The sequence below is a fragment of the Yoonia sp. R78084 genome, from assembly GCF_044595625.1.
In the GTDB taxonomy this organism is placed as follows: Bacteria; Pseudomonadota; Alphaproteobacteria; order Rhodobacterales; family Rhodobacteraceae; genus Yoonia.
This window is the reverse complement of record NZ_CP138993.1, coordinates 2,674,909-2,695,406: the sequence shown is the minus strand read 5'-3', so window position 1 is coordinate 2,695,406 and position 20,498 is coordinate 2,674,909. Positions and strand designations below refer to the sequence as shown.

The 20,498-nt window shown below is 55.9% G+C and carries 25 protein-coding genes and 1 tRNA gene; 16 read left to right on the top strand and 10 right to left on the bottom strand.

What is annotated here, in order from left to right:
- Window positions 1-9: 9 nt before the first annotated feature.
- The 4 genes from SJY29_RS13550 to SJY29_RS13535 all read left to right on the top strand — a co-directional run bounded on the left by SJY29_RS13550 (window position 10) and on the right by SJY29_RS13535 (window position 2,514).
- Window positions 10-645: a hypothetical protein gene (locus tag SJY29_RS13550; protein ID WP_400083799.1), complete on the top strand. Its 636-nt coding sequence runs from the start codon at window positions 10-12 to the stop codon at window positions 643-645.
- Window positions 646-744: 99 nt separating this feature from the next.
- Window positions 745-933, top strand: a complete 189-nt coding sequence (locus tag SJY29_RS13545) for a helix-turn-helix transcriptional regulator (protein ID WP_400083797.1) — start codon at window positions 745-747, stop codon at window positions 931-933.
- 108 nt (window positions 934-1,041) lie between these two features.
- Window positions 1,042-1,329, top strand: coding sequence for a hypothetical protein (locus SJY29_RS13540; RefSeq protein WP_400083795.1), 288 nt, complete (start codon window positions 1,042-1,044; stop codon window positions 1,327-1,329).
- 90 nt (window positions 1,330-1,419) lie between these two features.
- Complete coding sequence (locus tag SJY29_RS13535) at window positions 1,420-2,514, top strand: bifunctional DNA primase/polymerase (RefSeq protein ID WP_400083793.1); 1,095 nt, start codon at window positions 1,420-1,422, stop codon at window positions 2,512-2,514.
- On the opposite strand, the gene SJY29_RS13530 is transcribed toward SJY29_RS13535, so the two are convergent.
- On the bottom strand, window positions 2,487-2,969 hold the full coding sequence (locus SJY29_RS13530; RefSeq protein WP_400083791.1) for a hypothetical protein: 483 nt from the start codon (window positions 2,967-2,969) through the stop codon (window positions 2,487-2,489). The two genes, SJY29_RS13535 and SJY29_RS13530, sit on opposite strands and share 28 nt — an antisense overlap.
- Before the next feature lie 193 nt (window positions 2,970-3,162).
- Between SJY29_RS13530 and SJY29_RS13525 the strand changes: the two genes are divergently transcribed.
- From SJY29_RS13525 to SJY29_RS13515, 3 genes are all read left to right on the top strand, one after another.
- Entirely contained in the window at window positions 3,163-3,570 is a 408-nt protein-coding gene (locus SJY29_RS13525) for a hypothetical protein (RefSeq protein WP_400083790.1), read from the top strand.
- A 550-nt stretch (window positions 3,571-4,120) separates the two neighbouring features.
- Window positions 4,121-4,699, top strand: a complete 579-nt coding sequence (locus SJY29_RS13520; protein WP_400083788.1) for a hypothetical protein — start codon at window positions 4,121-4,123, stop codon at window positions 4,697-4,699.
- A gap of 95 nt (window positions 4,700-4,794) precedes the next feature.
- Window positions 4,795-5,646 (top strand): hypothetical protein, encoded by an 852-nt coding sequence (locus SJY29_RS13515; RefSeq protein ID WP_400083787.1) that lies wholly within the window; start codon window positions 4,795-4,797, stop codon window positions 5,644-5,646.
- Between the two features lie 157 nt (window positions 5,647-5,803).
- Here the strand turns inward: SJY29_RS13515 and SJY29_RS13510 are convergent.
- The 4 genes from SJY29_RS13510 to SJY29_RS13495 form a co-directional block, all read right to left on the bottom strand.
- Window positions 5,804-5,880: transfer RNA gene (locus SJY29_RS13510), tRNA-Arg, on the bottom strand.
- 60 nt (window positions 5,881-5,940) lie between these two features.
- Window positions 5,941-7,341: a sensor histidine kinase gene (locus tag SJY29_RS13505; RefSeq protein ID WP_400083785.1), complete on the bottom strand. Its 1,401-nt coding sequence runs from the start codon at window positions 7,339-7,341 to the stop codon at window positions 5,941-5,943.
- Window positions 7,342-7,360: 19 nt separating this feature from the next.
- Entirely contained in the window at window positions 7,361-8,779 is a 1,419-nt protein-coding gene (locus SJY29_RS13500; RefSeq protein WP_400083783.1) for a dihydrolipoyl dehydrogenase family protein, read from the bottom strand.
- Between the two features lie 3 nt (window positions 8,780-8,782).
- A complete protein-coding gene (locus tag SJY29_RS13495; protein ID WP_400083781.1) occupies window positions 8,783-9,514 on the bottom strand; it encodes a TVP38/TMEM64 family protein in 732 nt (243 codons plus the stop codon).
- A 286-nt stretch (window positions 9,515-9,800) separates the two neighbouring features.
- Between SJY29_RS13495 and rpmH the strand changes: the two genes are divergently transcribed.
- Genes rpmH through yidD form a run of 3 tightly spaced genes read left to right on the top strand, consistent with a single transcriptional unit; the run spans window position 9,801 to window position 10,554 of the window.
- The gene (rpmH, locus tag SJY29_RS13490; protein ID WP_008231458.1) at window positions 9,801-9,935 is read left to right on the top strand and encodes a 50S ribosomal protein L34; all 135 of its coding nucleotides are present in this window, start codon (window positions 9,801-9,803) and stop codon (window positions 9,933-9,935) included.
- 23 nt (window positions 9,936-9,958) lie between these two features.
- Window positions 9,959-10,336, top strand: coding sequence for a ribonuclease P protein component (gene rnpA, locus SJY29_RS13485; RefSeq protein WP_400088935.1), 378 nt, complete (start codon window positions 9,959-9,961; stop codon window positions 10,334-10,336).
- The gene (gene yidD / locus SJY29_RS13480; protein ID WP_110278049.1) at window positions 10,333-10,554 is read left to right on the top strand and encodes a membrane protein insertion efficiency factor YidD; all 222 of its coding nucleotides are present in this window, start codon (window positions 10,333-10,335) and stop codon (window positions 10,552-10,554) included. The genes rnpA and yidD overlap by 4 nt, the downstream gene beginning before the upstream one ends.
- Window positions 10,555-10,610: 56 nt before the next feature.
- Here yidD and SJY29_RS13475 read toward each other — a convergent pair whose 3' ends face one another.
- Complete coding sequence (locus SJY29_RS13475) at window positions 10,611-11,147, bottom strand: DUF3833 family protein (RefSeq protein ID WP_400083778.1); 537 nt, start codon at window positions 11,145-11,147, stop codon at window positions 10,611-10,613.
- A gap of 90 nt (window positions 11,148-11,237) precedes the next feature.
- Between SJY29_RS13475 and ttcA the strand changes: the two genes are divergently transcribed.
- From ttcA to SJY29_RS13460, 3 genes are all read left to right on the top strand, one after another.
- On the top strand, window positions 11,238-12,110 hold the full coding sequence (gene ttcA, locus SJY29_RS13470; protein WP_400083776.1) for a tRNA 2-thiocytidine(32) synthetase TtcA: 873 nt from the start codon (window positions 11,238-11,240) through the stop codon (window positions 12,108-12,110).
- A 266-nt stretch (window positions 12,111-12,376) separates the two neighbouring features.
- Window positions 12,377-13,963: a PstS family phosphate ABC transporter substrate-binding protein gene (locus SJY29_RS13465; RefSeq protein ID WP_400083775.1), complete on the top strand. Its 1,587-nt coding sequence runs from the start codon at window positions 12,377-12,379 to the stop codon at window positions 13,961-13,963.
- Window positions 13,964-14,174: 211 nt separating this feature from the next.
- A complete protein-coding gene (locus tag SJY29_RS13460; RefSeq protein ID WP_400083773.1) occupies window positions 14,175-14,780 on the top strand; it encodes an outer membrane lipoprotein carrier protein LolA in 606 nt (201 codons plus the stop codon).
- A gap of 55 nt (window positions 14,781-14,835) precedes the next feature.
- Here the strand turns inward: SJY29_RS13460 and SJY29_RS13455 are convergent, their stop codons facing one another.
- Window positions 14,836-15,426, bottom strand: a complete 591-nt coding sequence (locus tag SJY29_RS13455; RefSeq protein ID WP_400083771.1) for a lytic transglycosylase — start codon at window positions 15,424-15,426, stop codon at window positions 14,836-14,838.
- A 76-nt stretch (window positions 15,427-15,502) separates the two neighbouring features.
- Window positions 15,503-16,384 carry an AEC family transporter gene (locus tag SJY29_RS13450; RefSeq protein ID WP_400083769.1) on the bottom strand — a complete coding sequence of 294 codons (882 nt, stop codon included), beginning with the start codon at window positions 16,382-16,384 and terminating at the stop codon, window positions 15,503-15,505.
- Window positions 16,385-16,464: 80 nt separating this feature from the next.
- Between SJY29_RS13450 and hspQ the strand changes: the two genes are divergently transcribed.
- The gene (hspQ, locus tag SJY29_RS13445) at window positions 16,465-16,791 is read left to right on the top strand and encodes a heat shock protein HspQ (RefSeq protein WP_076660810.1); all 327 of its coding nucleotides are present in this window, start codon (window positions 16,465-16,467) and stop codon (window positions 16,789-16,791) included.
- Here hspQ and SJY29_RS13440 read toward each other — a convergent pair.
- Window positions 16,788-17,627: a fumarylacetoacetate hydrolase family protein gene (locus SJY29_RS13440; protein WP_400083767.1), complete on the bottom strand. Its 840-nt coding sequence runs from the start codon at window positions 17,625-17,627 to the stop codon at window positions 16,788-16,790. The genes hspQ and SJY29_RS13440 overlap by 4 nt on opposite strands.
- A 115-nt stretch (window positions 17,628-17,742) precedes the next feature.
- Here SJY29_RS13440 and yaaA point away from each other — a divergent pair, with 115 nt between their 5' ends.
- Both yaaA and SJY29_RS13430 read left to right on the top strand, forming a co-directional pair.
- The gene (gene yaaA, locus SJY29_RS13435) at window positions 17,743-18,513 is read left to right on the top strand and encodes a peroxide stress protein YaaA (RefSeq protein ID WP_400083765.1); all 771 of its coding nucleotides are present in this window, start codon (window positions 17,743-17,745) and stop codon (window positions 18,511-18,513) included.
- On the top strand, window positions 18,513-19,295 hold the full coding sequence (locus SJY29_RS13430) for an aspartate dehydrogenase (RefSeq protein WP_400083764.1): 783 nt from the start codon (window positions 18,513-18,515) through the stop codon (window positions 19,293-19,295). Before yaaA ends, SJY29_RS13430 begins: the two co-directional genes overlap by 1 nt.
- Window positions 19,296-19,302: 7 nt before the next feature.
- On the opposite strand, the gene SJY29_RS13425 is transcribed toward SJY29_RS13430, so the two are convergent.
- A complete protein-coding gene (locus tag SJY29_RS13425) occupies window positions 19,303-20,478 on the bottom strand; it encodes an acetyl-CoA C-acyltransferase family protein (protein ID WP_400083762.1) in 1,176 nt (391 codons plus the stop codon).
- Window positions 20,479-20,498: the final 20 nt, after the last annotated feature.

Here is a 20,498-nt window from a genome sequence, read left to right as displayed (position 1 = left end):
CGTGATTGCATGCAAGAGTTCTTTGAGGCTTGCCCGAGCCTGTCCGTGTTCTCACCAACTGGTCAAACTCTCAGGCTCGATAAGACGATTGCTGCAAACTATTATGTGCCAACACTTGGCTGGCAATACCTATTTATCGAGCAACAAACAGGAATTGTCTCAGCTTTCCAGTTTGATCGATGCCAAGCATACACAAGTAAGGCGCTGAGAGAGGGAAAAGTTTGGCTTGAAGAATTAGACTTTGGAGAGCGTCAGTCCGAAAATGAATCGCTTCGCGATCCACGTTTTTTGACGCTATCGACCTACGATGAAGTACGCGCAATTGAAGAATACTACTTTGATTGGGAAAATCTGAAGCAGTTTGACGGATGGGCTGTTGGATGCCGAAAGAGGGATATTCCCATGACAGTCGAAGACTTCATGACTCTTGACGACTGGGTAAAATCCGCAGCTGACGAGCAAAAAGACTTTGAAATGAAGGCCGTTATCATCGCTGCATTTGATAGAGGCGATATCTTACCAAAACTCGATTTCAAAGAAAGATACTTCAAAAACGAAAAAAGGGATGCATTTCGAGCTGCATGGAAAGAGGCCGCAAAGGAGCGGCCCGAACTATCCAAGAGAGGGCCTAAGCCATTGTCTTAAATACATTAATTATGGCGAAGCTATTTAGGCCACCTATTGCTTGGCGGCCAAATTTTTCTTCTAGAGCATGTGATCCATACCAATCGTATGGAGTCGCAAATGCCCGAAACCTACCTTTCAGATCGCCAGCTTGGGGCGCGCTACGGCGTCCACCACCTGACCCCAAGGCGCTGGGCCAGAGAAGACCCGACATTTCCCAAACCCGTCAAACTTAGCCCCGGATGCGCGCGCTGGCGTTTGTCCGAAATCGCGGTTTGGGAAGCATCCAAAACAGACAACGCTGCATAAACAAAACCGCCACCCGGCGGGGCAGCGGCGTTGTTCGTTTTGGTCTGTAGCTAGGCAAAATGATAGCACCACCCGCCTTTGGCATCAACAGCTGAAAGGCAATTCAAAATGACAACACAAGACAAATGGTTTTCCAGTCCGACTCAAGTTTATTGGTGCTGCAAGGCGCTGATATCAGGCCGCGTGATTTCCCACAAAACGGAAATCCGCGAGGTGAAGGGGTGGCGGCTGGGTGCCATTATCCACCTGCTGAAAAGCAAATATCACTGGCCCATTCTGGTCGAATACAAAGGCCCCGAATGTGTCGCCCATTATCGGTTGGCCCCCGGCACCGCCATTGCCTCGCTGGAGTTTCCGCCCAGCGCCGCAAGTCTGGCAGAGGATGACGCCGCATGAACAAGCTGCAAATCCTTTACCTGCGCAGGCTCTACGGTCTGACAGAAGCACAGGCGCACGCGGTCGCCGCATTGGTCTGGGGGTGCTGATATGACGGCCCAGCAAAACCCGGCGTTGCCCGATGATTTCACAAACGAACTTGCCCGCCTTTCGCGGGCGGGTTTCCCCCTCTTGCCGCTGGGAGGTGGGGCCGATGGCAAGGCCCCGCTCTTGCGGTCATGGGCAGGCCCTAAGATGACCCTAAGCCGCGTTCTGGCCCCGCTCTATCGCTCAGGGTCGCAGGTCTATGGGGTGCGGCTGGATGGCTTGGCGGTGATCGACTGTGACGAAAACAGCCCCGAACTGGTGGCCGCAATAGAGGCCCGCTTTGGCCCGTCACCCGTCCATGTGAAAACGCCACGCGGTCGGCACCTGTATTACCGCGCCAACGGGAAGGCCCCGAACCTACGAGGGGAGGGCTTGCCCGTCGATATCAAGACAGGCCCGCGCGCCTATGTGGTGGGGCCGCTGTCAGAGCGCCCAGATGGGGGGCAATACTGGCCCGCCAAGGGCTTGCTAGGTGTCGATGCCCTACCGCTGCTACGTGCGCCCAGTGGCCCGCCCAGCGGCAATGTGGGACCGTCAGACCCTATCCCGGTCGGCCATCGCCACGTCAGGCTTATTAAGGAGGCTGTGCAGATGGTCGAACTGGTAGACAGTGCCGAGGAATTGGCGGCGAACTTAGCAGGGGTCAGGGATGACTTTTGCGAAGATGCCAGCACGATGCCCGATAGTGAATTGGCGGCCATTGCAGGATGGGCTTGGCAATGCCGCTTGGACAACCGCGTTTACAAGGGCCGTGACAGCGCCTTTCCCCTGCAACGGCAAGCCTTGGATGCCCTGCGCGGCTGCGACAATGACACCGACGCAATTACCCTTTACGTCATGCTGGTCGATCTACACGGCCATTCCCCCGGCAAACGGTTTGCGCTGGACTTCAAGGCAATGCGCGCGTCAGGTTTGACCCGCCTTTCCATTCCCCGCCTGCGCGCCGCACGTCGCAACCTGCAAACGGTAGGCTTGCTGGTGCAGGTCGGCAAACATCGCGCGGGGTCAAGGCATCAGACGTGGGCTTTAAGCCGTCTACGGCCAAGCAGCACTCATGCCGAGAGTGTCACTCAAATAAAGCCGGAGATGCTGAGCTGAGTTTCGGTTGAATGCTTTCTTTCTTGAACTTTCAATGCCGTATAGGTTTGCCGCTCGGCCCACCGCATAACACTATCAACATGATGCTGGGGAACCCAAACTCGCGCATATTTCCGTCCCTCTGCCCTAGCGATTTCGATTTGCTGCTTGGCTCCTTCCGAACGCTCATCGTCTTCCTTGATTCTCCGCAGCCTAGTGTTCTCCTCGTGTTGTTTTTTCTCAGCAGCGCGCTGCGCTTCTTCATCGGCTAGAAACTTTTCCCGCTCTTCTGGGGACATTGCATCGAGCTTTGCCTTTCGTTTTTTCACTTCGTACCAAGTTGCGATACCAAACGCCCCGAACAAGAGTAGTATAATTCTCCAACCCATTGAAAAGCCCCGGAATCCGCCCTGATGAATGAATATAATCTGGATTGGACTTAGTTTAGTCAAGCTATGCAACCAAGCACTAGTCATGTTGCCAGTGATGCTCTGCCGTACTGCACCAAATCGCAGGTAGAGAAAGGGGGGAAGGGTCTAAGATTACATATGACGCCTGATTTCAGACCTACAAACGGCAGGTATCTAACCGTCTCGAAAAATCCTCTAACGGGCTTTTAATTTGCGCCGCAAACCGTAAGGTTTCGATGAGTTCAGAAGGTATTTGACAATGGAACATGTAAGACTGTTGGAGGCTTTTTCGCTTGCGATATGTGCTGCTGGCGCGCTGCTATTATCAGCGAAAGTAACGGTAGCTGAGCCTGATTATAATTCCGTTGGTGGTCTTCGGGACAATTGTTACTTAGTCACGGAAAAGTGGGAAGAGTTAAGCACTCAGGAACAAATACAGGCCACAGCCTGCGGCAGTTTTATAAATGGTATTGTCAATATGATGATAACAAACTGCCTTAGCGATTTTCCTGTTCCGGACAACTTGAAAGCAAGTTCCCCGCACACGATGAGGGCTTACGTCCAAGGCTTTCTTAATTGGGCAGATGAAAACCCAAATCGGTGGTCTGATGATAAATTTTTAGGAATAGTTGACGCGATAAGCATAAACTTTCCCTGTGAAGAATAGTCCTGTAGCTGGCCTAGATTCCGCCTTTGAACACAATCCGCATGGCCTTCACATTACCAAGTTGGCCGCACTTGCTGCAGCGGGCCGACGTCGTGACCTGATGGACCGTTGTGGCGTCTGGTAAGCGGAGCAGCAATTTGGCGACAGGGATGCTGCTATGATGGCCGCAGTGGCATTCGAGCCAAATCAGATGTTCGGGGATAGCAGAGAGTTTTGTCATGCTTTCATGCCTAACGTCAGCCTCACAAGAGACTCCCTGTCGATGACCTGAAGGCGACCTAGTTTCTTGGAACTCATGACGGGAACATTTAAAGAACATTTAATGTCTGATAAAGTACCGAATAGGGGGTGGTCCGATGGTGGGCGGCTTCGTATTCGGGACCGGTATGAGGGCCATAAACCGTGCTGCCACAAAATGGGGTTTGGATACTCAGCAGCCGTTGAAGCCCAGAATTGGCTATAGATTTCGTAAAATATTGGAGGTCCAGATATGGGCGGATATGGATCGGGGAGACCCGGCTACAAGCAAAAGGCAGAGGGTTGCCGTTCCTTGGACATATACCAGCTGAAGCGCCAAGGCTGCCTAGAGGAAGGCAAGCGCGGCAACTCTGTATGGTCTCGCGACAATGAAGAGATTGCGCGCATCGGGTTTCATTGTACCGGAGCAACTCTGGTTCTGGATTACCGCGTTCGCCTTTGCGGAGGAGAATGGGAGCCAATCAAACAAACTGTTCCACTGACGCATACAGACTGCCACTACGGAGGCCAGCGCATCTATGCCCGCTGCCCCGGCGTGGTAAATGGTCAGCTCTGCGGGCGGCGTGTCGGCAAGCTGTTTGCAGGAGGGCGCTACTTTCTTTGCCGTCACTGTTACAACGTCGCCTATAGCAGCCAGTCAGAAGACCGCCATAGTCGGCTGTTGCGCCGCGCAAACAAGCTACGCACTGCGCTTGGCGGTGAACCCGGAGCAGCCTACTGGATAGCACCTAAGCCAAAGGGGATGTGGCACCGGACCTATGAGCGCATGTGCGCGGAGATTGAGTGGTGCGAGCATCAAGCTAACGTCGCATTTCTGGCAACATATGGGCATCTTCTTAGTGGCCGGGAACGCGAAATGCTGTTTGATTGATATCACCCGGCAATGCACCGTAGGGCGCTGGTCGATAGCTGGGGGTAGGGCACTACAATTTCCGTATTCACAAAATGGGAATCTAGGAACACCCGGTGGCAGACGCAAAGTTTCCTGATAATTTCGCAAAAAGCTGGATTTGCACTTTCCTGCACTGTTACGCCATTATTGGGCAACTGAACTGGAGAAAAGAATTGTACATTGCTCGCATAGTGCCCATTTTATTTATCTCATCCGCACAGATGGGTGTTTCTGAGCCCACATATGGAACTCTCATTGGCTCATTGGACGGTGACATTCTGCACTATGAATGCAGTGGAGACAGTGAAATTAACAGTCTTTCATGCAGTTTTACCCAAGTGCTGTTGACCACGAATAGTAGTCCAGAGGGCTTGGAGGATGAACTAGCAAGCATTCCCCAAATGCTGGCTGATGTTTCCACATTTGAGGGGTGTGAAGACTTGGTAGCTAACTTTGAAGACGCTATTTCACGGGTTGAGCGCGGCGAACCGATGGAAGATGGCCGGATTCTTGATATGGACGCTGATGAACTCGAATATTCCAAGAGACTAGTCGCTAGCTTGGCGGCAATGTGTTCAGATAGGACGGCTGAAAGTCTCGAAGCCTTGTTTCGCTTAACTCATGAACGTGAAGCAATTACCTGTAGGCCATTCGTCAATGATTATCGACAAACCTTCACAAAGGTAGATGACGGGCTGTGGGTTGTTGATGATGGCCCCACTGGGCAGTGCGGCATCGTGCAGGTAAGTCGGTTCGAGCAAAGTGAGGGGGATGGGTTTCTGTGGGAATATACGGCTCAACGGGTAATCACCAATCCGTCAGGCGTCAGCGAAACTGGCATGAGTTGCTCTGTGCTGAGTGATGAACCCGTCCTATACACTTGGCGTTCTGATGCTCATCGGATCGATTGCACATTCATTGAGTAGACTGGCCACGAATATTGATTATGCTATTTCGATAAAACGGCAACCCGGACCGCAGCCGCCTTACGTCTAGAAGGCAAAGGTGCGTTTCTGGCATGTGGGGCTTTATGTGGGGTAAGTTGCCACTAAAGGCAATTTATTCAATCATTTCAAAGGTGAATGGCGGACTGGGGAGGATTCGAACCCCCGACCCCTTGATTCGTAGTCAAGTACTCTATCCAACTGAGCTACCAATCCGCGTATCGGGGGATTTAGACGGGGATTACCTGCGATGCAAGGCCCAATTCACATTCTTTCTCATTCTGCTGCCGGTGCGAGCGCCATGTCCTCTTTTGGCAGTTGAATAAGAAAGGTCGTCCCTTGGGCGCTTGTTGATTTCAGCTCAAGCCGCCCGCCGTGGCCGCGCACCAGATCGGCCGCGATGACAAGCCCCAGACCCGAGCCGCCTTTGCGCACACCCCCCTGAAACGGCTGGAACAGATGTTCTTGCGCTTTCTTGGGCAGGCCTGGCCCTGTGTCGGTGATGGTCAAACACCATGTCAGATCATCCTCGACTGCTTGCAGTCCGATTTCACCGGGATCGCCGGTGGCCATGATGGCCTGCCGGGCATTGCGCACAAGGTTGAAAATCGCGCGGTAAAGCTGCTCGCTGTCGGCGCGCAGTGTCATGGTGGCGGGGATATCTTCGGCGAAAGACAACGGATAATCTGCAGCAGCCAACCTTTCGCTATCAATCACATCGCCGACGATTTGCGCAAGATTGACCCGTGACAGGCGCGGCGCGGGCTCATCAACCCGTCCGAAGGCCAGAGTTGTTTCGCACAGGTTCACCGCACGTGTAATCGAGCCCACCAGTTTCGGCGCCATGCGTTTGACCAACGGGTCATCGGACAATTCGATGCGATCAGTGAAAAGTTGTGCAGATGTCAGAATATTGCGCAGATCATGGCTCACCTTCGCCACAGCGCCGCCAAGCTGGGCCAACCGCTCCTTCTGTTTGAGAGAGCTGGTCATCTGCGTTTGCATCGTCCGCAGGGCCTCTTCGGCGTTGCGCAGCTCGGTCACGCTGGCACGCGGTGTGATAATCTGGCGCGCGTCCTCGGGGGCCTTGGCATAGGCTTGCATTTGGCTCACGACCCCTTTGATCGGGCGCACCAAGAGTATCTGCACCGAAAGAAACAGAAGGCTTGCCGTGATGATCGAAATAAATGCCGAGAGGAACAGGATATTGCGCCCGTATTCCAACAGCGCATTGCGCAGGGGCATTTCGTCCATTGTGACTTCGATCAAGAGCCCGCCGTCGCGTACCGGATTACCGATGACGCGCACGATCCGGTCTTCGGGATCCACCAGCGTGCGCAGGGCATCCGCGATCAAGGTCATCGCGCTGGGGTCGCGCATGTCATAGGTCGCTGTGATGGGCGAGGGGATCGGTGACGAAAGGGCAAGTTGCCGGATTTCATCGCGCCGTAGCACCACGTTGTAGACCTCGGCATTGCGCAGCAACTCGGCCTCAAGCGCGGGGCTGATCATGTCATCAGCTTCCAGTGCCAGCGATGCGATCTGCGCACGTTCAAGCCGCGCAAGCAGGTAGTCCTCGCGGAAACGCGCGACCGAGGGCACGAAGATAAACACCTCTGCCAGCATCACGAAGATCACCGTGAGGATCAGAAAGCGACCTGAAAGAGAGTTGGTCATATTGCCTCGTTTTAGCGGCCTATGGCAGCCAACGCTGCACAAAGCCTACGACACGCTTTACCGTGGGGTTATCAAAAAGTCTCGGGCTAAAATAGGCACCCGCAGCACGTTTGTTAACCTCACTGACCGTCGGATAGGGCAGAACGGTATTGGCAATCGCCGACATTTTCATCTTGTTGGCAATGGCCATGGCCCACATGCCGATCAACTCACCCGCCATATGCCCTGCAATCGAAGCCCCGACTGGGCGGCCTTTGACAACCATTACCTTGATCAGACCCTTGGTCTTGCGTTCCGCAATCAGACGGTCGTTATGATGGAAGTCAAAACGCACGACCTCTAGCGCAGGCCCGAACTTCTTTTTCGCCTGCGCCTCGGTCAGGCCAACTTGGGCCAGTTCAGGGTCCGTGTAGGTGGCCCAAGGGATGTGATCGGTGCGTTGCTTGGAGGGCAGGCCAAACAGCATCGACCGGATCAGAACCCCTGCATGATAGCCCGCGACATGTGTAAATTGCAGTCCACCTGCCACATCGCCCGCGGCATAGACCTTTTTGTTGGTGACAGAGCGCAAATCAGGTCCGACCTTGAGCCCTGCGCGATCATGGGCGATCCCGCCGGCATCCAGATCAAGCTTTTCGGTGTTCACTTTGCGCCCCACCGCCATCAGCAGATGTGATCCGGTGAAATCTCCCTTGGGGGTGTGGACTGTGATCGTATCGTCCTTGCCGGTGATCTTTTCGGCCTGCGCCCCCTCAACGATATTCACCCCTTCGGCACGCAGGTTTTCCAGGACAATCGCCGCCATTTCGGGATCGTCCTTGCCGAATGCTTTGGCCCCTTCAATGACGGTTACATTGCAGCCCAGACGCCGGTGTGCCTGCGCCATTTCCATGCCGATAGGGCCGCCGCCGATGATCAGCAGGTGCTTGGGCTTTTCACGCAGATCAAAGATATTCTCGTTGGTGTAATAGGTGACATCCTCAATCCCGGGGATCGGCGGGACAAAGGGGCCAGAGCCTGTGGCAACCACAAATCGGCGTGCTTCGATGATGGTGTCACCTGCCTGCACTTCTGTGCGTGAAATGAATTTGCCGAACTCAGAAATGACCTGCACGCCCAGTCCCTCGAAGCGTTCAACGCTGTCCACAGGCGCGATGGTGGCGATCACGTCTGCGACGTGGTCCTTGGCTGCGGTATAATCGACCTGAGGTTCCACCTCAGCCACGCCAAGGGACGCGCCGTGCGACATCGCATAGGCCTGTTTGGCCGAGGCGATTAGCGCCTTGGACGGCACGCAGCCATAATTCAGGCAATCGCCGCCCATCTTATGGCCTTCAAGCAGGACTACTTTTGCGCCCATCTGCACAGCACCCGCCGCAATCGACAGCCCACCTGATCCAGCGCCGATGATGCAAATATCTGTTTTGATCCGGTTCATGTCTTAAAGACCTTTCTTGCCGCGCAAGGCATTGATCAGGATCGGCAGTGCAGCCAGCACGCAAAGACCGATGATCGGGAAAATAATCTGGGGCTCAAAGATGATGCCAAGGTTTGGTGTCTCGCCACGGGCAAATACCTCACCCAGACCCGCGCCGACAGAGGTATAGACGACAGAGCCGGGGATAATGCCGAGGAAAGTCGAGATCACAAAGCGATGCAGCGGTACTTCGAGGAAAGAAGGGATCAGATTGGCCAGAAAGAACGGCACAGCAGGCACAAGGCGGATCAGAAACAGCATCGACCACTGGTTTTCATCAATCCCGTCCTTGATCTTTTTTACCGTACCTTCCGAGGTCTCCAGTTTCTTGCCAAGGCTTTCACCAAACCCCCAGCGCGCGGCTAAAAAGATCGCCGTTGCGCCAATTGTGGCTGCGGTCATATTGAACAAGGCACCCGGGAAGGTGGCAAAGAGAAATCCGCCGGTGAGTGTCGCGATGGTCGCGCCGGGCAGGGAGAAGGCCACGATCACAACGTAAGCGGCAATAAACACCAGCACGGTCAAGACATAGTTGGCATCCCGGAACGCCAGCAGTGTCTCGCGGTTTTCAGCCAAGGCCTCGAAGGTCAGGTAGTCGCGCAAAAAATAAGCGCCGAGAATTGCCACAACAATAATCACAATCAAAGGCAGCTTCTTGAGAAGCGGGTTGGCGGGGGCATCTGGCATATCGGTCATCACATTCTATCCTGAGGGGCTGCTTGGCTGTTGTGTTAAATGGACTGATCCGCTTGATCAGGGTACCCACTTCACAGCCCATTGATGCAAAGCCCCCCTGATGTTTCAGTTTCGGGGTGTGCTCTGTGAGGATTGAAACAATTGGCGACGCATAAATCTGCGAAATGTTGCAGTTTCATCCCGCCTGTTGCGTTGACATGATGCCACCCCCCCTCTAAAGGACGGGTCTGAATTGTAGACAGGCCTCGAATCCTTTTGGGTTTGGCCGTAAACCGGAGAGCACGCTATGAAGCGCACGTTCCAACCATCAAACCGGGTTCGCAAGAACCGTCACGGATTCCGCGCACGCATGGCCACAAAGGCCGGTCGCAAAATCCTGAACAATCGCCGTGCCAAAGGCCGCGCGAAGCTGAGCGCGTAAGCGCGACAGCCGTTTTGACCGATTTGAAACCGCCGGTTGCGCCTGTATCAGGCACTCCGGCGGTTTCTGTTTGCGTATTGACCAAGCGCGCCGACTTTGTGCGCGCGTCACACGCCCACAGGCAAGGTACCCCCGGCATCCACCTTCAGGGGCGCAAACGCGCCGAGGGAGAAGCTGCGGGTATCCGTGTCGGCTATACCTGTTCCAAGAAAGTCGGCAACGCCGTTGCCCGCAACCGTGCCAAACGGCGTTTACGTGAAGTGGCGCGGATTGTTTTGCCGGAAATGGGCCGTGATGGCTGGGATTATGTTCTGGTGGGTCGTAAAGACCTGACCGCGACCCTACCTTTCGACAAGTTGGTCGCAGATCTGCGCCGCGCCATGAAAAAGGTCCACGGATGAGCCCGCTTGCCTATATCGTTTCGCTACCGGTCCGCGCCTACAGGCTTGTGCTGTCGCCATGGGTCGGGATGAGTTGTCGCTATCATCCCACCTGCTCGGCCTATGCGCTGGAAGCGCTCGAAAAGCATGGGGCGCTTAAAGGTAGCTATCTGACCGTGCGGCGCATCCTGCGCTGCCACCCTTGGGGTGGGTCGGGGATTGATAACGTGCCGGACTGAAGATTTTTCGACGAAAAATCTACAGGACCCAAAGAAATTTCGACGAAATTTCTTTGCTACTCCTTTTCAAACGAAATCGTAACCGTGCCGATATCCAGCCCGTAACGTTTGACGTAGGCGAGGTTCAGCAACCGGTCCTCCGCCAGCAGCCACATCCAGTCGTCAAAGGTCACACGCAAGGTTTCTGTCTCGCCTGTGGCTGACGGCACCGGCAGATCAATCTCGTATTTCCAGTTGAAGCGGTCGCCTTGTTCCTCTCCTGTCGCCTGCCCGATCACGCCCGGGGCCGTGCCGACCCAGCTATCCGGCCCGGTCTTGGTCAGCGTCCATATCCGTTGCTCGGTCGACCCGTCTTCATAGACAAAATCCTCAACCAATCGCAGCCGCTCACCATCCCAGTCACCCGCGATATTCACAACAAAACTGCGCCGTACCGTGCCGAGGATGTCCTGAAACTGCCCGTAGGCCACCAGTTCCCCGTCAAAGAATTCTTCAAGGTTCAATTTGCGGTCGCTAAGGCTGGGGTCATCAAAGGACGGTTTGCCCGTGCAGGCGGCGAGCAGGGCGAAGGCGGCGGCAAGGATAAGGCGCATGATATTCTCCAATGACTTATTTCTGATACGCAGGCCAATGGGTTTCGGATGCCTCTAGGCAGACCACTGGCGTTCTGGCATATCGAAAACATGCTAGATGAATCTGAAATCCACCCGCTGTTTTACGGCGCCCCGACCACAACCGAGTTCAAGAAGCTGCGCAAGCGGATTGTCCGGTATACGCGCGAGGCGATTGAGCAATACGGCATGATCGAGCGCGATGCGAAGTGGCTGGTCTGCCTCTCAGGTGGCAAGGACAGCTATACACTCCTGGCAGTGCTCTATGAGCTGAAATGGCGTGGCCTGTTGCCTGTTGAACTGGTGGCCTGCAATCTTGATCAAGGCCAGCCCGGATTTCCTGCGACTGTCCTGCCGGCGTTTCTGGAAAAGATGGGCGTCCCCCACCGGATCGAGTATCAGGATACCTATTCCATCGTGATGGATAAGGTCCCGCAGGGTCGCACATTCTGTGCGCTTTGTTCACGGCTGCGCCGTGGCAACCTTTACCGCATTGCGCGCGAAGAGGGTTGTTCTGCAGTTGTGCTGGGTCATCACCGCGACGATATTCTGGAAACTTTCTTTATGAACCTGTTCCACGGCGGCCGTCTGGCAACAATGCCGCCGAAACTGGTGAACGAAGAAGGTGATCTGTTCCTCTACCGCCCTCTGGCGCATGTGGCCGAGGCCGATTGTGAAAAATTTGCGGCTGCAATGAATTATCCGATTATCCCTTGTGATCTTTGCGGGTCGCAAGACGGGTTGCAGCGCCAACAGGTCAAGCAGATCCTTGATGGCTGGGAAAAGAACAGCCCGGGCCGCAGGCAGGTCATGTTCCGCGCCTTGATGAATGCGCGCCCGTCCCATTTGCTCGACCCCAAGCTGTTTGATTTTGCTGCATTGCAGCGCAATACGCAGCCGACTTGCGAACTCGGTGAAGAGGATGCGGGCCAAAAAACCCTTTAGAAACGGTCACCGGCCGACAAAGCGCGATTCCGCGCCTTGCGTTATTATGCTGTGAGTGCAAACTACCCAGAATGTGGCGAGACTGTGGAAAGGCTGACTGCGCTAATTCATTGCAATTGCAGAAGGCCCTTAAATAAAGGGCGTTCTCATTGTTGCGCAAACCGGTTCAATTAACCATTTATTGTCAGCATTTCCCTAGTTTCGCCCGTTTTGCATGGTCTTGTCCCAAGATATATCCGCTGACGCTTTGCTGGAGCTTTAAAAAAATGATTTCACGATTTGCCACGACCTTGTTCTGTACTGTTGCGCCAGTGGCGCTTTTTGCGCAGTCGGTTGAGCTACGTTCCTTGGATGAATTCATCAATGTGCAGGGTCAGATTGTCGGCTTCAACGGTGTGATGGTTCAGGTTGAAACAACGGTTGGCCGCGTGGCCGTGCCTGCGGCAGAAGTCGTGTGCTACGGGGATGCATGCCTTGATGTCATCGCATCGAACGACTTTGGTCTGACGGAAGCGGCCTTTCAGGGCGTTGTCGGAAATGCCGTTCCTGCCATTGCCGGTGCTGTTGATGCACTCTCCGTCGGGTTCGCCACAGCAAGTTACGGTACATTACACCGGACCATAACAGGGGCTTTTGCGGTAACGAACGCAGGCAGCACGAGCGCGGAACTGACGTCTGTCGGTGAATTGATCCTGGAGGACAGCACGACAGGCGACAAAGCGTCTTTGGCAGTCAGTGCCTCCGATGAAGTGGCCGATATTCGCGTGGACAGCGTTTCCCTCAACGGCACAGCAAGCCGTGTTTACAACACACCCTCGGCATGGGCCACGGGCACGGCATTGTCACATCAGTTGCTTGGCCTCAAATCATTCTCTGTTGTTGTGGCGCCGAATGCGGGGATCACAGCGCTTTCCGTAAACGACCTTGCACGGATTTTTGCAGGCGAGGTCACGAACTGGTCCCAGATCGGCGGTGCAGACGTCAGTATTCTGCCGCTCCAGCTTCCGCCGAGTTCCGAGGCGGGGTCCGCCTTCCAGCGTCTTGTCATGGAGCCCGCCGGACGCGAGGTTGCAGGCAACGTACTGACCATGTCGGATGAGGCCGGTGTTGCCGGTTCAATCGGTCAATTCCCCGGCAGTGTGGGTGTTGTGACCACGTCAAATGCCGACCAGAACTTTGTCGTGGATGTGACCGGCTCTTGCGGTATTGCTGTCGCGCCGACACCGTTCAACATTGTTTCAGGCGATTATGCGCTTATCCAGCCCATTATGGCGACATATAACGCCACCCCCAACACAGCTTTGCCGGCAGAGGTGTTCGACTTTGCCGCCAGCGATGTTGCGCAGGGTCTGGTCGAGAATGAAGGGTTCATCAACTTCAGTGCTGTGGCATTGAACAGCGCCGAGAAGAACGCCCGGATCAGTGGCCTGCTCGGGGCAGCACTTGACGATGTGCAGCGCGCCGCCGCCGCCGAAATGTTCCAGGCGCTGTTTGATGCCGACCGCCTGTCCTCCACGATGACGGGCGGCCCTGCCAGCGGCGCAGAGGGTGCGTGGAACCGCGCGATGCTGATTGACCTGATTGATTTTCTGGAACAGCCTGGAAATGAAGGCCGCGAGATCCTTTTTGTCGGCTTCGGAGAGAGCAGCAACGGGAGCGCGGCAGCGATTGCAGCTTCCGAAGAAGCGGCGGCATCTTTTGCGGCGCTACTCGCTGATGTTGCGGCAAATACAATTGCTGCGAACAACTACACCGTCACTTCATATGGCTTCGGGAATGTGTCTCCGGCCACCTGCATTGACGGGCAGGTCGCAGGGTCCGAGTACACACGTGTCGAGGTTTGGATCCGCTGATCCCTTTGGCAAGATTTCAGACCTGCAAGAATGCGCCGTTCTTCGGCGCATTTTTCATTTCTGTTGCGGCTTTCGGATTTGGCTTCAAGGCAAAACCCGCAAATCGCTATCAGGAAACATATGGCATGTTATCGCTTAGCAGCACATCACATGCTGTTGTATCGCCTATCCAAAGGGTGCATTTCGTCACCCAGACACATAGGTAAGAGACATGAACAAACGTATCCTCTCCTTCATCGCCGTTCTGGCGCTCACGCTCTATGCCGGTGCCGTTTCGGCCCAGCAGCTCAGTCTGGCGCAAATCTCGGCCTATCTGAACCAGCTTCAGACGGCACAGGGTGGCTTTACCCAGATCAATCCCGACGGCACGCTGAGTACCGGCCAGATCTATATCAAACGCCCGGGACGTATCCGGTTTGAGTATAACGCGCCGTCAGACTCTTTGGTGATGGCAGGTGGTGGGCAGGTCGCGGTCTTTGATCCGCGCTCGAACACAGGACCGGACCGCTATCCGTTGAACCAGACGCCGCTCAGCATCATTTTGCAGAATAACGTAGATCTTGAACGCGCCGATATGGTGACAAATGTGGTTTCGGACGGAACGACGACAACTGTCACCGCGCAAGACCCCGACAACCCCAACTATGGCAGTATCCAATTGGTCTTTACGGCCAATCCGGTAGAACTGCGGCAGTGGATTGTCACCGACGAATTCGGAACCGAGACCACGGTGATCCTGAATGATCTGATCTCGGGCAGCGTGATCCGGGATATCCTGTTCAACATCAACGCGGAAATACGCAGTCGCGGAAACTGATCCCTGATGACAAGATAAAGAAAAGGCGGCTCTGCCCAGAGCCGCCTTTTGTGTTTTAGCGCTTACGGCAGGACCGCAGCTGTTGGTCATACATGACGGCACGCGCTTCGACTTCACCGGCAATCCGGATCAGCCAGCTTTTGGAACGCCACGTGCCACGCAGGAAACCGGTCCGGCCGTCGTGATAGGCCAGATACTGGTTGCGCGTGTCATAGATCGGCACGCCCGTCTCTTCGACGGTCTTGGTCATGTACCATCCCATAAAGTCGGTGGCGTCAAAGATATCATCCCGTCGCGCGCCGCGTCCGCCTGGGCCGCGCACGTATTCTTCCCATGTGCCATCCAGGGCCTGACTATAGCCAAAGGCCGAGGATTGCCGCCCCACGGGAATCACACCCAGCGCATAGCGATGCGGCGTGCGGTTGTTGCCGATAAATTTGCTTTCCTGATAAATCATCGCCATCAACGCAGGCACCGGAACGCCGTATTTACGTTCCACCGCATTGAAAGCACGAAGGTATTCTGGGCGCTCGGACACGATACTGCATGCATCATCAAGGTTGCGCGGGGCCGAGTTATAACCCGATCCGCTGCTGCAACTTGCCAGAAGCATCACACATGCCATTGCGCGAAAGATACTGCTCATCTGCCTCTCGCTTATCTTTGTTTTTTCGCAGCATAGCGCGGAACGGGCGATGTGGGAATCCCCTAGTGGTGACGGTTCAGATCACAAATGCGAGGATCAGCGGCAAAGCGATCACTGAAAGCAGGGTTGAGGCTACAACGAGACCCGCCACAGGCTGGGCGTTGGCTCCGTATTTTTCGGCCAGAAGGTAGGACGTGACAGCCACCGGCGTGGCCAGTTGCACAATCAGCACGCCAGCGGCAACCGGATCAAGCCCGAACCAGACCGCAGCCCCCCAGCCAGCGCCGCCGCAAATCAACAACTTGACGACCGAAAGCAGCACAGCCTGTCCCATCGCCTTTGTTTCCAGCCGCGCCACTGCGACCCCAAGTGTGATCAGCATCATCGGGATCGCCATCTGCCCGATCAATTCCAGCGTATTGGTCAGGAAAACCGGTGTTTCCCACCCCTGCCATAAGAACAGCGCGCCCAGCAGGGTCGCACCCACCAAGGGTTCCTGCAAGACGCGTTTGAATGATCCTGCACCGGCCACCATCCAGATCCCGATCGTGAAAGACAAGATTGCCATCACCGCAAAGACGACCACCGCATAGCCCAACCCTGTCTCGCCAAAAGCAAAGAGCGCCAGCGGCAGGCCAAGGTTGCCTGTATTGCCGAAAATCAGCGGTGCCAGATAGGTTTGCGTGTCGAGCCGCGCTGCTTTCACAAGAATGAAACAACCCGCCATCACAACCAGATAGGCCATGAATGAAGCCACAGACAGCGTGGCAATCGCCTGCGGTGCGGCGTCTATGTTCATCAACGCCACAAAGATCAGGCAGGGCACCGCCAGCGTCATCGCCATGCGGGTGACAAAAGTGACGCTGTACTCAAACCCCAGTTTGACCCAGACGAATCCGACAACCGCCAAAAGAAAGACCGGCGCGGTGATATTCAGGACTGTCAGGACGAGGTTCACAAACTGTTTCCTTTAAATCTTGGCTGCAAGCGTGGACTTTTCGCGTGCGGCAGACTTATAAGGAGACAAATAGGAAGACCATGTTCAAAACGCGCGCGAAATATCATCTTGGCCAGATTGTACGCCACAGAAAGCATCCTTTCCGGGGTGTGATCTTTGACGTGGACGCCATGTTTTCGAACACGGACGAATGGTACAATGCCATTCCAGAGGACAGCCGGCCCAAAAAGGACCAGCCGTATTATCACCTCTTGGCCGAGAACGAGCAGAGCTTTTATGTGGCCTACGTCTCGGAACAGAACCTTGTCGCGGATTATTCGGGCGAACCGGTAGACCACCCTGATCTGGATGACCTGTTTGGTCCGTTCGAGGATGGCCAGTACCCGCTACAGGTCCAGCTCAACTAGCCTTTGAATGCGACGGCTTCTTGCCGCAGCGCACCAAGCCCTTCAATTTCCGCCGTCAGGATATCGCCCGCTTTCATAAAACGTGGTGGTTTGTGGCCAACGCCAACGCCGGGCGGTGTCCCCGTCAGGATAAGATCGCCGGGCTGGAGGGTCACAAACTGGCTGACATGCGCCACGATCTGGGCCACGGAAAAGATCATCGTGCTGGTTGACCCTTTCTGCATCTGCTCGCCGTTGATTTCCAGCGACATCGACAGGTTTTGCGCATCTGCAATCTCGTCTTTGGTCACAAGGTAGGGGCCAACCGGCGCAAAGCTGTCTGCGGATTTGCCTTTCATCCACTGACCGCCGAACTCAAGCTGGAATGCCCGTTCCGACACGTCATTGCCGACGAAATATCCTGCCACGTGATCCAGTGCGGCTTCCTCAGTCACATGTTGTGCGCGGGTGCCGATGGCAACGCCCAGTTCCAGCTCCCAGTCGGTCTTCGTCGCCCCTTTGGGAATAATGATCGGATCATGTGCGCCTGTGACCTCGCAGGCCTTCATGAACAGGATCGGGTGGTCGGGGATCGCCATGTTCATCTCTGCGGCGTGGTCGTAATAGTTGAGCCCGATGCAGAAGACGCGCCGCGCATCGCTTAGAAACGGGGCAGGGGCACCGGCAATCACAGGACAGGCGTCAAGATCAATGGCGGCAAGGGCGCGCAGCGCGTCCGGTGCAATCTGAGCAGCCGTTACATCATCGATATGGTCTGACAAATCGCGCAAAGCGCCCGCAGCATCCACTGCTGCTGGTTTGATTCCGTCTGCTGTCCTGATCCGGCAAAGTTTCATGGCGCACTCCCTTTAGTTTGGCCAAGACATAGCCCCAGCCGTGTGCGGACACCAGAGGGGTGGTCAATGTGGCTGGTCATGTTACATCCCTGTGCAAGATCGAAAGGATGCCCGAATGCTTGTTGTCGTTTCCCCTGCCAAATCGCTCGACATGGAGCCCGTTGATATGCCTGCCACTGCCCCTGATTTTCAGGAAGATGCAGTGCGCCTGTCCAAGACCGCCAAGAACCTGACGTTGAAAGAGCTCAAAAACCTGATGAGCATTTCGGACGATCTGGCCCGTCTGAACCGTGACCGGTTCAATGCATTTGCCGCAGAACCGGATGCGAGCGTCACGAAACCTGCGGCACTGGCGTTTAACGGCGATACCTATCAGGGTCTGGAAGCCAAGACATTGACCGAGGATGATTTGGCATGGGCGCAAGACCACCTGCGCATTCTGTCCGGCCTCTATGGTCTGTTACGGCCGCTTGATGCGATCCAACCCTACCGGCTCGAGATGGGCAGCCGTTTGAAAACGCGGCGCGGCAAATCGCTTTATGACTATTGGGGCGACACAATCACCAAGGCGCTGAACGCGCAGGCCGAAAAAGTCGGCACTGATGCGCTGATCAACTGCGCCAGTCAGGAATATTTCGGCGCAGCGGACCGCGCGGCGCTGAAACTGCGGGTGATCACGCCGGTCTTTATGGAAGTCAAAGACGACAAACCACGGATCGTCAGCTTTTTCGCCAAACGCGCGCGGGGTGCGATGGCGCGGTTCGTGGTTGAAAACCGCGTGACCGAGGCCGAGGGTCTGAAAGACTTTGGCAGCGGCGGCTATGCCTATGATCCTGACCTGTCTGAAGGCGATAAATGGGTGTTCCTGCGCGATTATCCCACCTGATGCTGCGCACCGTTGCCATCATCGGGCATGGCGCCATTGCACGTTACGTGCGCGCGCAACTGCCAGCGCTAAACATCACCGAGATCGCCGCAATCGTGCGCTCCGGCAAAGAGATCGGGGATGCCACGCCACCTTGTATCGCGGAACTGAATGATCTGCCATCGCGCCCTGATCTGGTGATCGACTGCGGCGGGCATCAGGCGCTTGCTGCACATGGTCCTGTCGCCCTGGGGCTGGGCATTGACGTGATGACCGTCTCGTTGGGCGCTTTGGCCGATCTGCAGATTGAACGATCCTTGCGCGATGCGGGCATCGCAGGCGGCGCGCGTCTGCATCTGTTGAGTGGCGCCATCGGCGGGCTGGATGCGCTGCGCAGCGCGGCGGTCGGCACGATTTCTCAGGTCAGCTACACCGGCCGCAAGCCGCCAAAAGGTTGGCGCGGATCACCCGCCGAAGCTGCGATTGATCTGGATGCGATCACCGCGCCAACACCCCATTTCAACGGCACCGCCCGCGAGGCCGCACTTGCCTATCCCAAGAACGCCAATGTCGCCGCCGCTGTCGCCCTTGCGGGGATCGGATTTGATAAGACGCTGGTGGAATTGATCGCCGACCCCACCGTGACCGAGAATATCCACGAAATTGCGGTGCAGGGGGCCTTCGGCACGTTCCATTTCCAGATCGCGGGCATGGGGCTGCCCGACAACCCGCGCAGTTCCGCGTTGGCGGCGATGAGCATCGTTGCCGCCCTTGCTGAAATGCAAAAGCCGATTGGTTTCTGAGCGCCCGTTAGATCCGTTCGATCGCCAGTGCAATCCCCTGACCGCCGCCGATACACATCGTGATCAGCGCACGTTTGCCGCCGATGCGTTCGAGTTCATACATCGCCTTGACGGTTATAATTGCACCTGTCGCCCCGACGGGATGGCCCAGCGCAATCGCGCCGCCATTGGGGTTCACGCGGGCCGGATCAAAGCCAAGCTCCTTGGATACCGCCAAAGCCTGCGACGCGAAGGCCTCGTTCGATTCAATCACATCGAAATCGTCGACCGTCAGCTTGGTTTTCGCCAAGAGGTTCTTCACCGCAGGCACGGGTCCGATGCCCATGACGTCCGGCCGTACACCGGCATGCGCATAACCCAGAATACGGAATTTCGGCGTCAGCCCCGCCTTTTCCGCAGCCTCGGCTGTCGCGAGCACAATCGCCGCCGCCCCGTCGTTCAGGCCCGAGGCATTGCCAGCCGTGACCGATCCGTCTTTCTGGAACACAGGGCGCAGTCCGGACAGCGCCTCCAATGTCGTGGCCTTGGGGTGTTCGTCCGTCATGAAATCCACGATCTCACGGCGCTGTTTGACGGGAACGGGGGCAATCTGGCTGTCAAAGTATCCTGCCGCAATTGCGGCGGCGGCACGTTCCTGACTGAGCAGGGCAAAGGCATCCTGCTCTGCGCGGGTGACATGATGTTCGCCCGCGACATTCTCTGCCGTGACACCCATGTGACCTGTGCCAAAGGGACAGTTCAGCGCGCCCAGCATCATATCCCGCGTGCGGATATCGCCCATCTTGGCGCCCCAGCGCTGATCCGAGATGATAAAGGGTGATCGGCTCATGTTCTCGGACCCGCCAGCAAGGCCAAAATCGGCATCCCCCAGCATCAGCGACTGCATGACCGACACAATGGCCTGCACGCCCGATCCGCAGAGGCGGTTCACGTTCATCGCCGGTGTTGTCTCGGGGATCCCTGCATTCATGGCAGCGACACGGCTGAGATACATGTCCTTCGGTTCGGTATTGATCACATGTCCGAACGCCACATGCCCCACCTGGCCTGCGTCCACACCGGAACGCTCGAGTGCGGCTTTGGCTGCAATCGTGCCCAGTTCAATCGGCGGCGTTCCTGCGAGAGACCCACCAAAGGCCCCGATTGCCGTCCGCGCCCCACCCAATATTACGATCTCAGTCATGTCAGCCCCTTTCGCTTTCA

What these genes read in the sequence shown, in the direction of transcription:
- SJY29_RS13440 (WP_400083767.1), bottom strand. Translation starts at nt 17,627, where the DNA reads ATGAAACTTTGCCGGATCAGGACAGCAGACGGAATCAAACCAGCAGCA.
- ttcA (WP_400083776.1), top strand. Translation starts at nt 11,238, where the DNA reads ATGCTAGATGAATCTGAAATCCACCCGCTGTTTTACGGCGCCCCGACC.
- SJY29_RS13545 (WP_400083797.1), top strand. Translation starts at nt 745, where the DNA reads ATGCCCGAAACCTACCTTTCAGATCGCCAGCTTGGGGCGCGCTACGGC.
- SJY29_RS13500 (WP_400083783.1), bottom strand. Translation starts at nt 8,779, where the DNA reads ATGAACCGGATCAAAACAGATATTTGCATCATCGGCGCTGGATCAGGT.
- SJY29_RS13540 (WP_400083795.1), top strand. Translation starts at nt 1,042, where the DNA reads ATGACAACACAAGACAAATGGTTTTCCAGTCCGACTCAAGTTTATTGG.
- SJY29_RS13425 (WP_400083762.1), bottom strand. Translation starts at nt 20,478, where the DNA reads ATGACTGAGATCGTAATATTGGGTGGGGCGCGGACGGCAATCGGGGCC.
- SJY29_RS13505 (WP_400083785.1), bottom strand. Translation starts at nt 7,341, where the DNA reads ATGACCAACTCTCTTTCAGGTCGCTTTCTGATCCTCACGGTGATCTTC.
- yidD (WP_110278049.1), top strand. Translation starts at nt 10,333, where the DNA reads ATGAGCCCGCTTGCCTATATCGTTTCGCTACCGGTCCGCGCCTACAGG.
- SJY29_RS13475 (WP_400083778.1), bottom strand. Translation starts at nt 11,147, where the DNA reads ATGCGCCTTATCCTTGCCGCCGCCTTCGCCCTGCTCGCCGCCTGCACG.
- SJY29_RS13430 (WP_400083764.1), top strand. Translation starts at nt 18,513, where the DNA reads ATGCTGCGCACCGTTGCCATCATCGGGCATGGCGCCATTGCACGTTAC.
- hspQ (WP_076660810.1), top strand. Translation starts at nt 16,465, where the DNA reads ATGTTCAAAACGCGCGCGAAATATCATCTTGGCCAGATTGTACGCCAC.
- SJY29_RS13550 (WP_400083799.1), top strand. Translation starts at nt 10, where the DNA reads ATGCAAGAGTTCTTTGAGGCTTGCCCGAGCCTGTCCGTGTTCTCACCA.
- yaaA (WP_400083765.1), top strand. Translation starts at nt 17,743, where the DNA reads ATGCTTGTTGTCGTTTCCCCTGCCAAATCGCTCGACATGGAGCCCGTT.
- SJY29_RS13455 (WP_400083771.1), bottom strand. Translation starts at nt 15,426, where the DNA reads ATGAGCAGTATCTTTCGCGCAATGGCATGTGTGATGCTTCTGGCAAGT.
- SJY29_RS13530 (WP_400083791.1), bottom strand. Translation starts at nt 2,969, where the DNA reads ATGACTAGTGCTTGGTTGCATAGCTTGACTAAACTAAGTCCAATCCAG.
- SJY29_RS13495 (WP_400083781.1), bottom strand. Translation starts at nt 9,514, where the DNA reads ATGACCGATATGCCAGATGCCCCCGCCAACCCGCTTCTCAAGAAGCTG.
- SJY29_RS13460 (WP_400083773.1), top strand. Translation starts at nt 14,175, where the DNA reads ATGAACAAACGTATCCTCTCCTTCATCGCCGTTCTGGCGCTCACGCTC.
- SJY29_RS13465 (WP_400083775.1), top strand. Translation starts at nt 12,377, where the DNA reads ATGATTTCACGATTTGCCACGACCTTGTTCTGTACTGTTGCGCCAGTG.
- rpmH (WP_008231458.1), top strand. Translation starts at nt 9,801, where the DNA reads ATGAAGCGCACGTTCCAACCATCAAACCGGGTTCGCAAGAACCGTCAC.
- SJY29_RS13535 (WP_400083793.1), top strand. Translation starts at nt 1,420, where the DNA reads ATGACGGCCCAGCAAAACCCGGCGTTGCCCGATGATTTCACAAACGAA.
- SJY29_RS13525 (WP_400083790.1), top strand. Translation starts at nt 3,163, where the DNA reads ATGGAACATGTAAGACTGTTGGAGGCTTTTTCGCTTGCGATATGTGCT.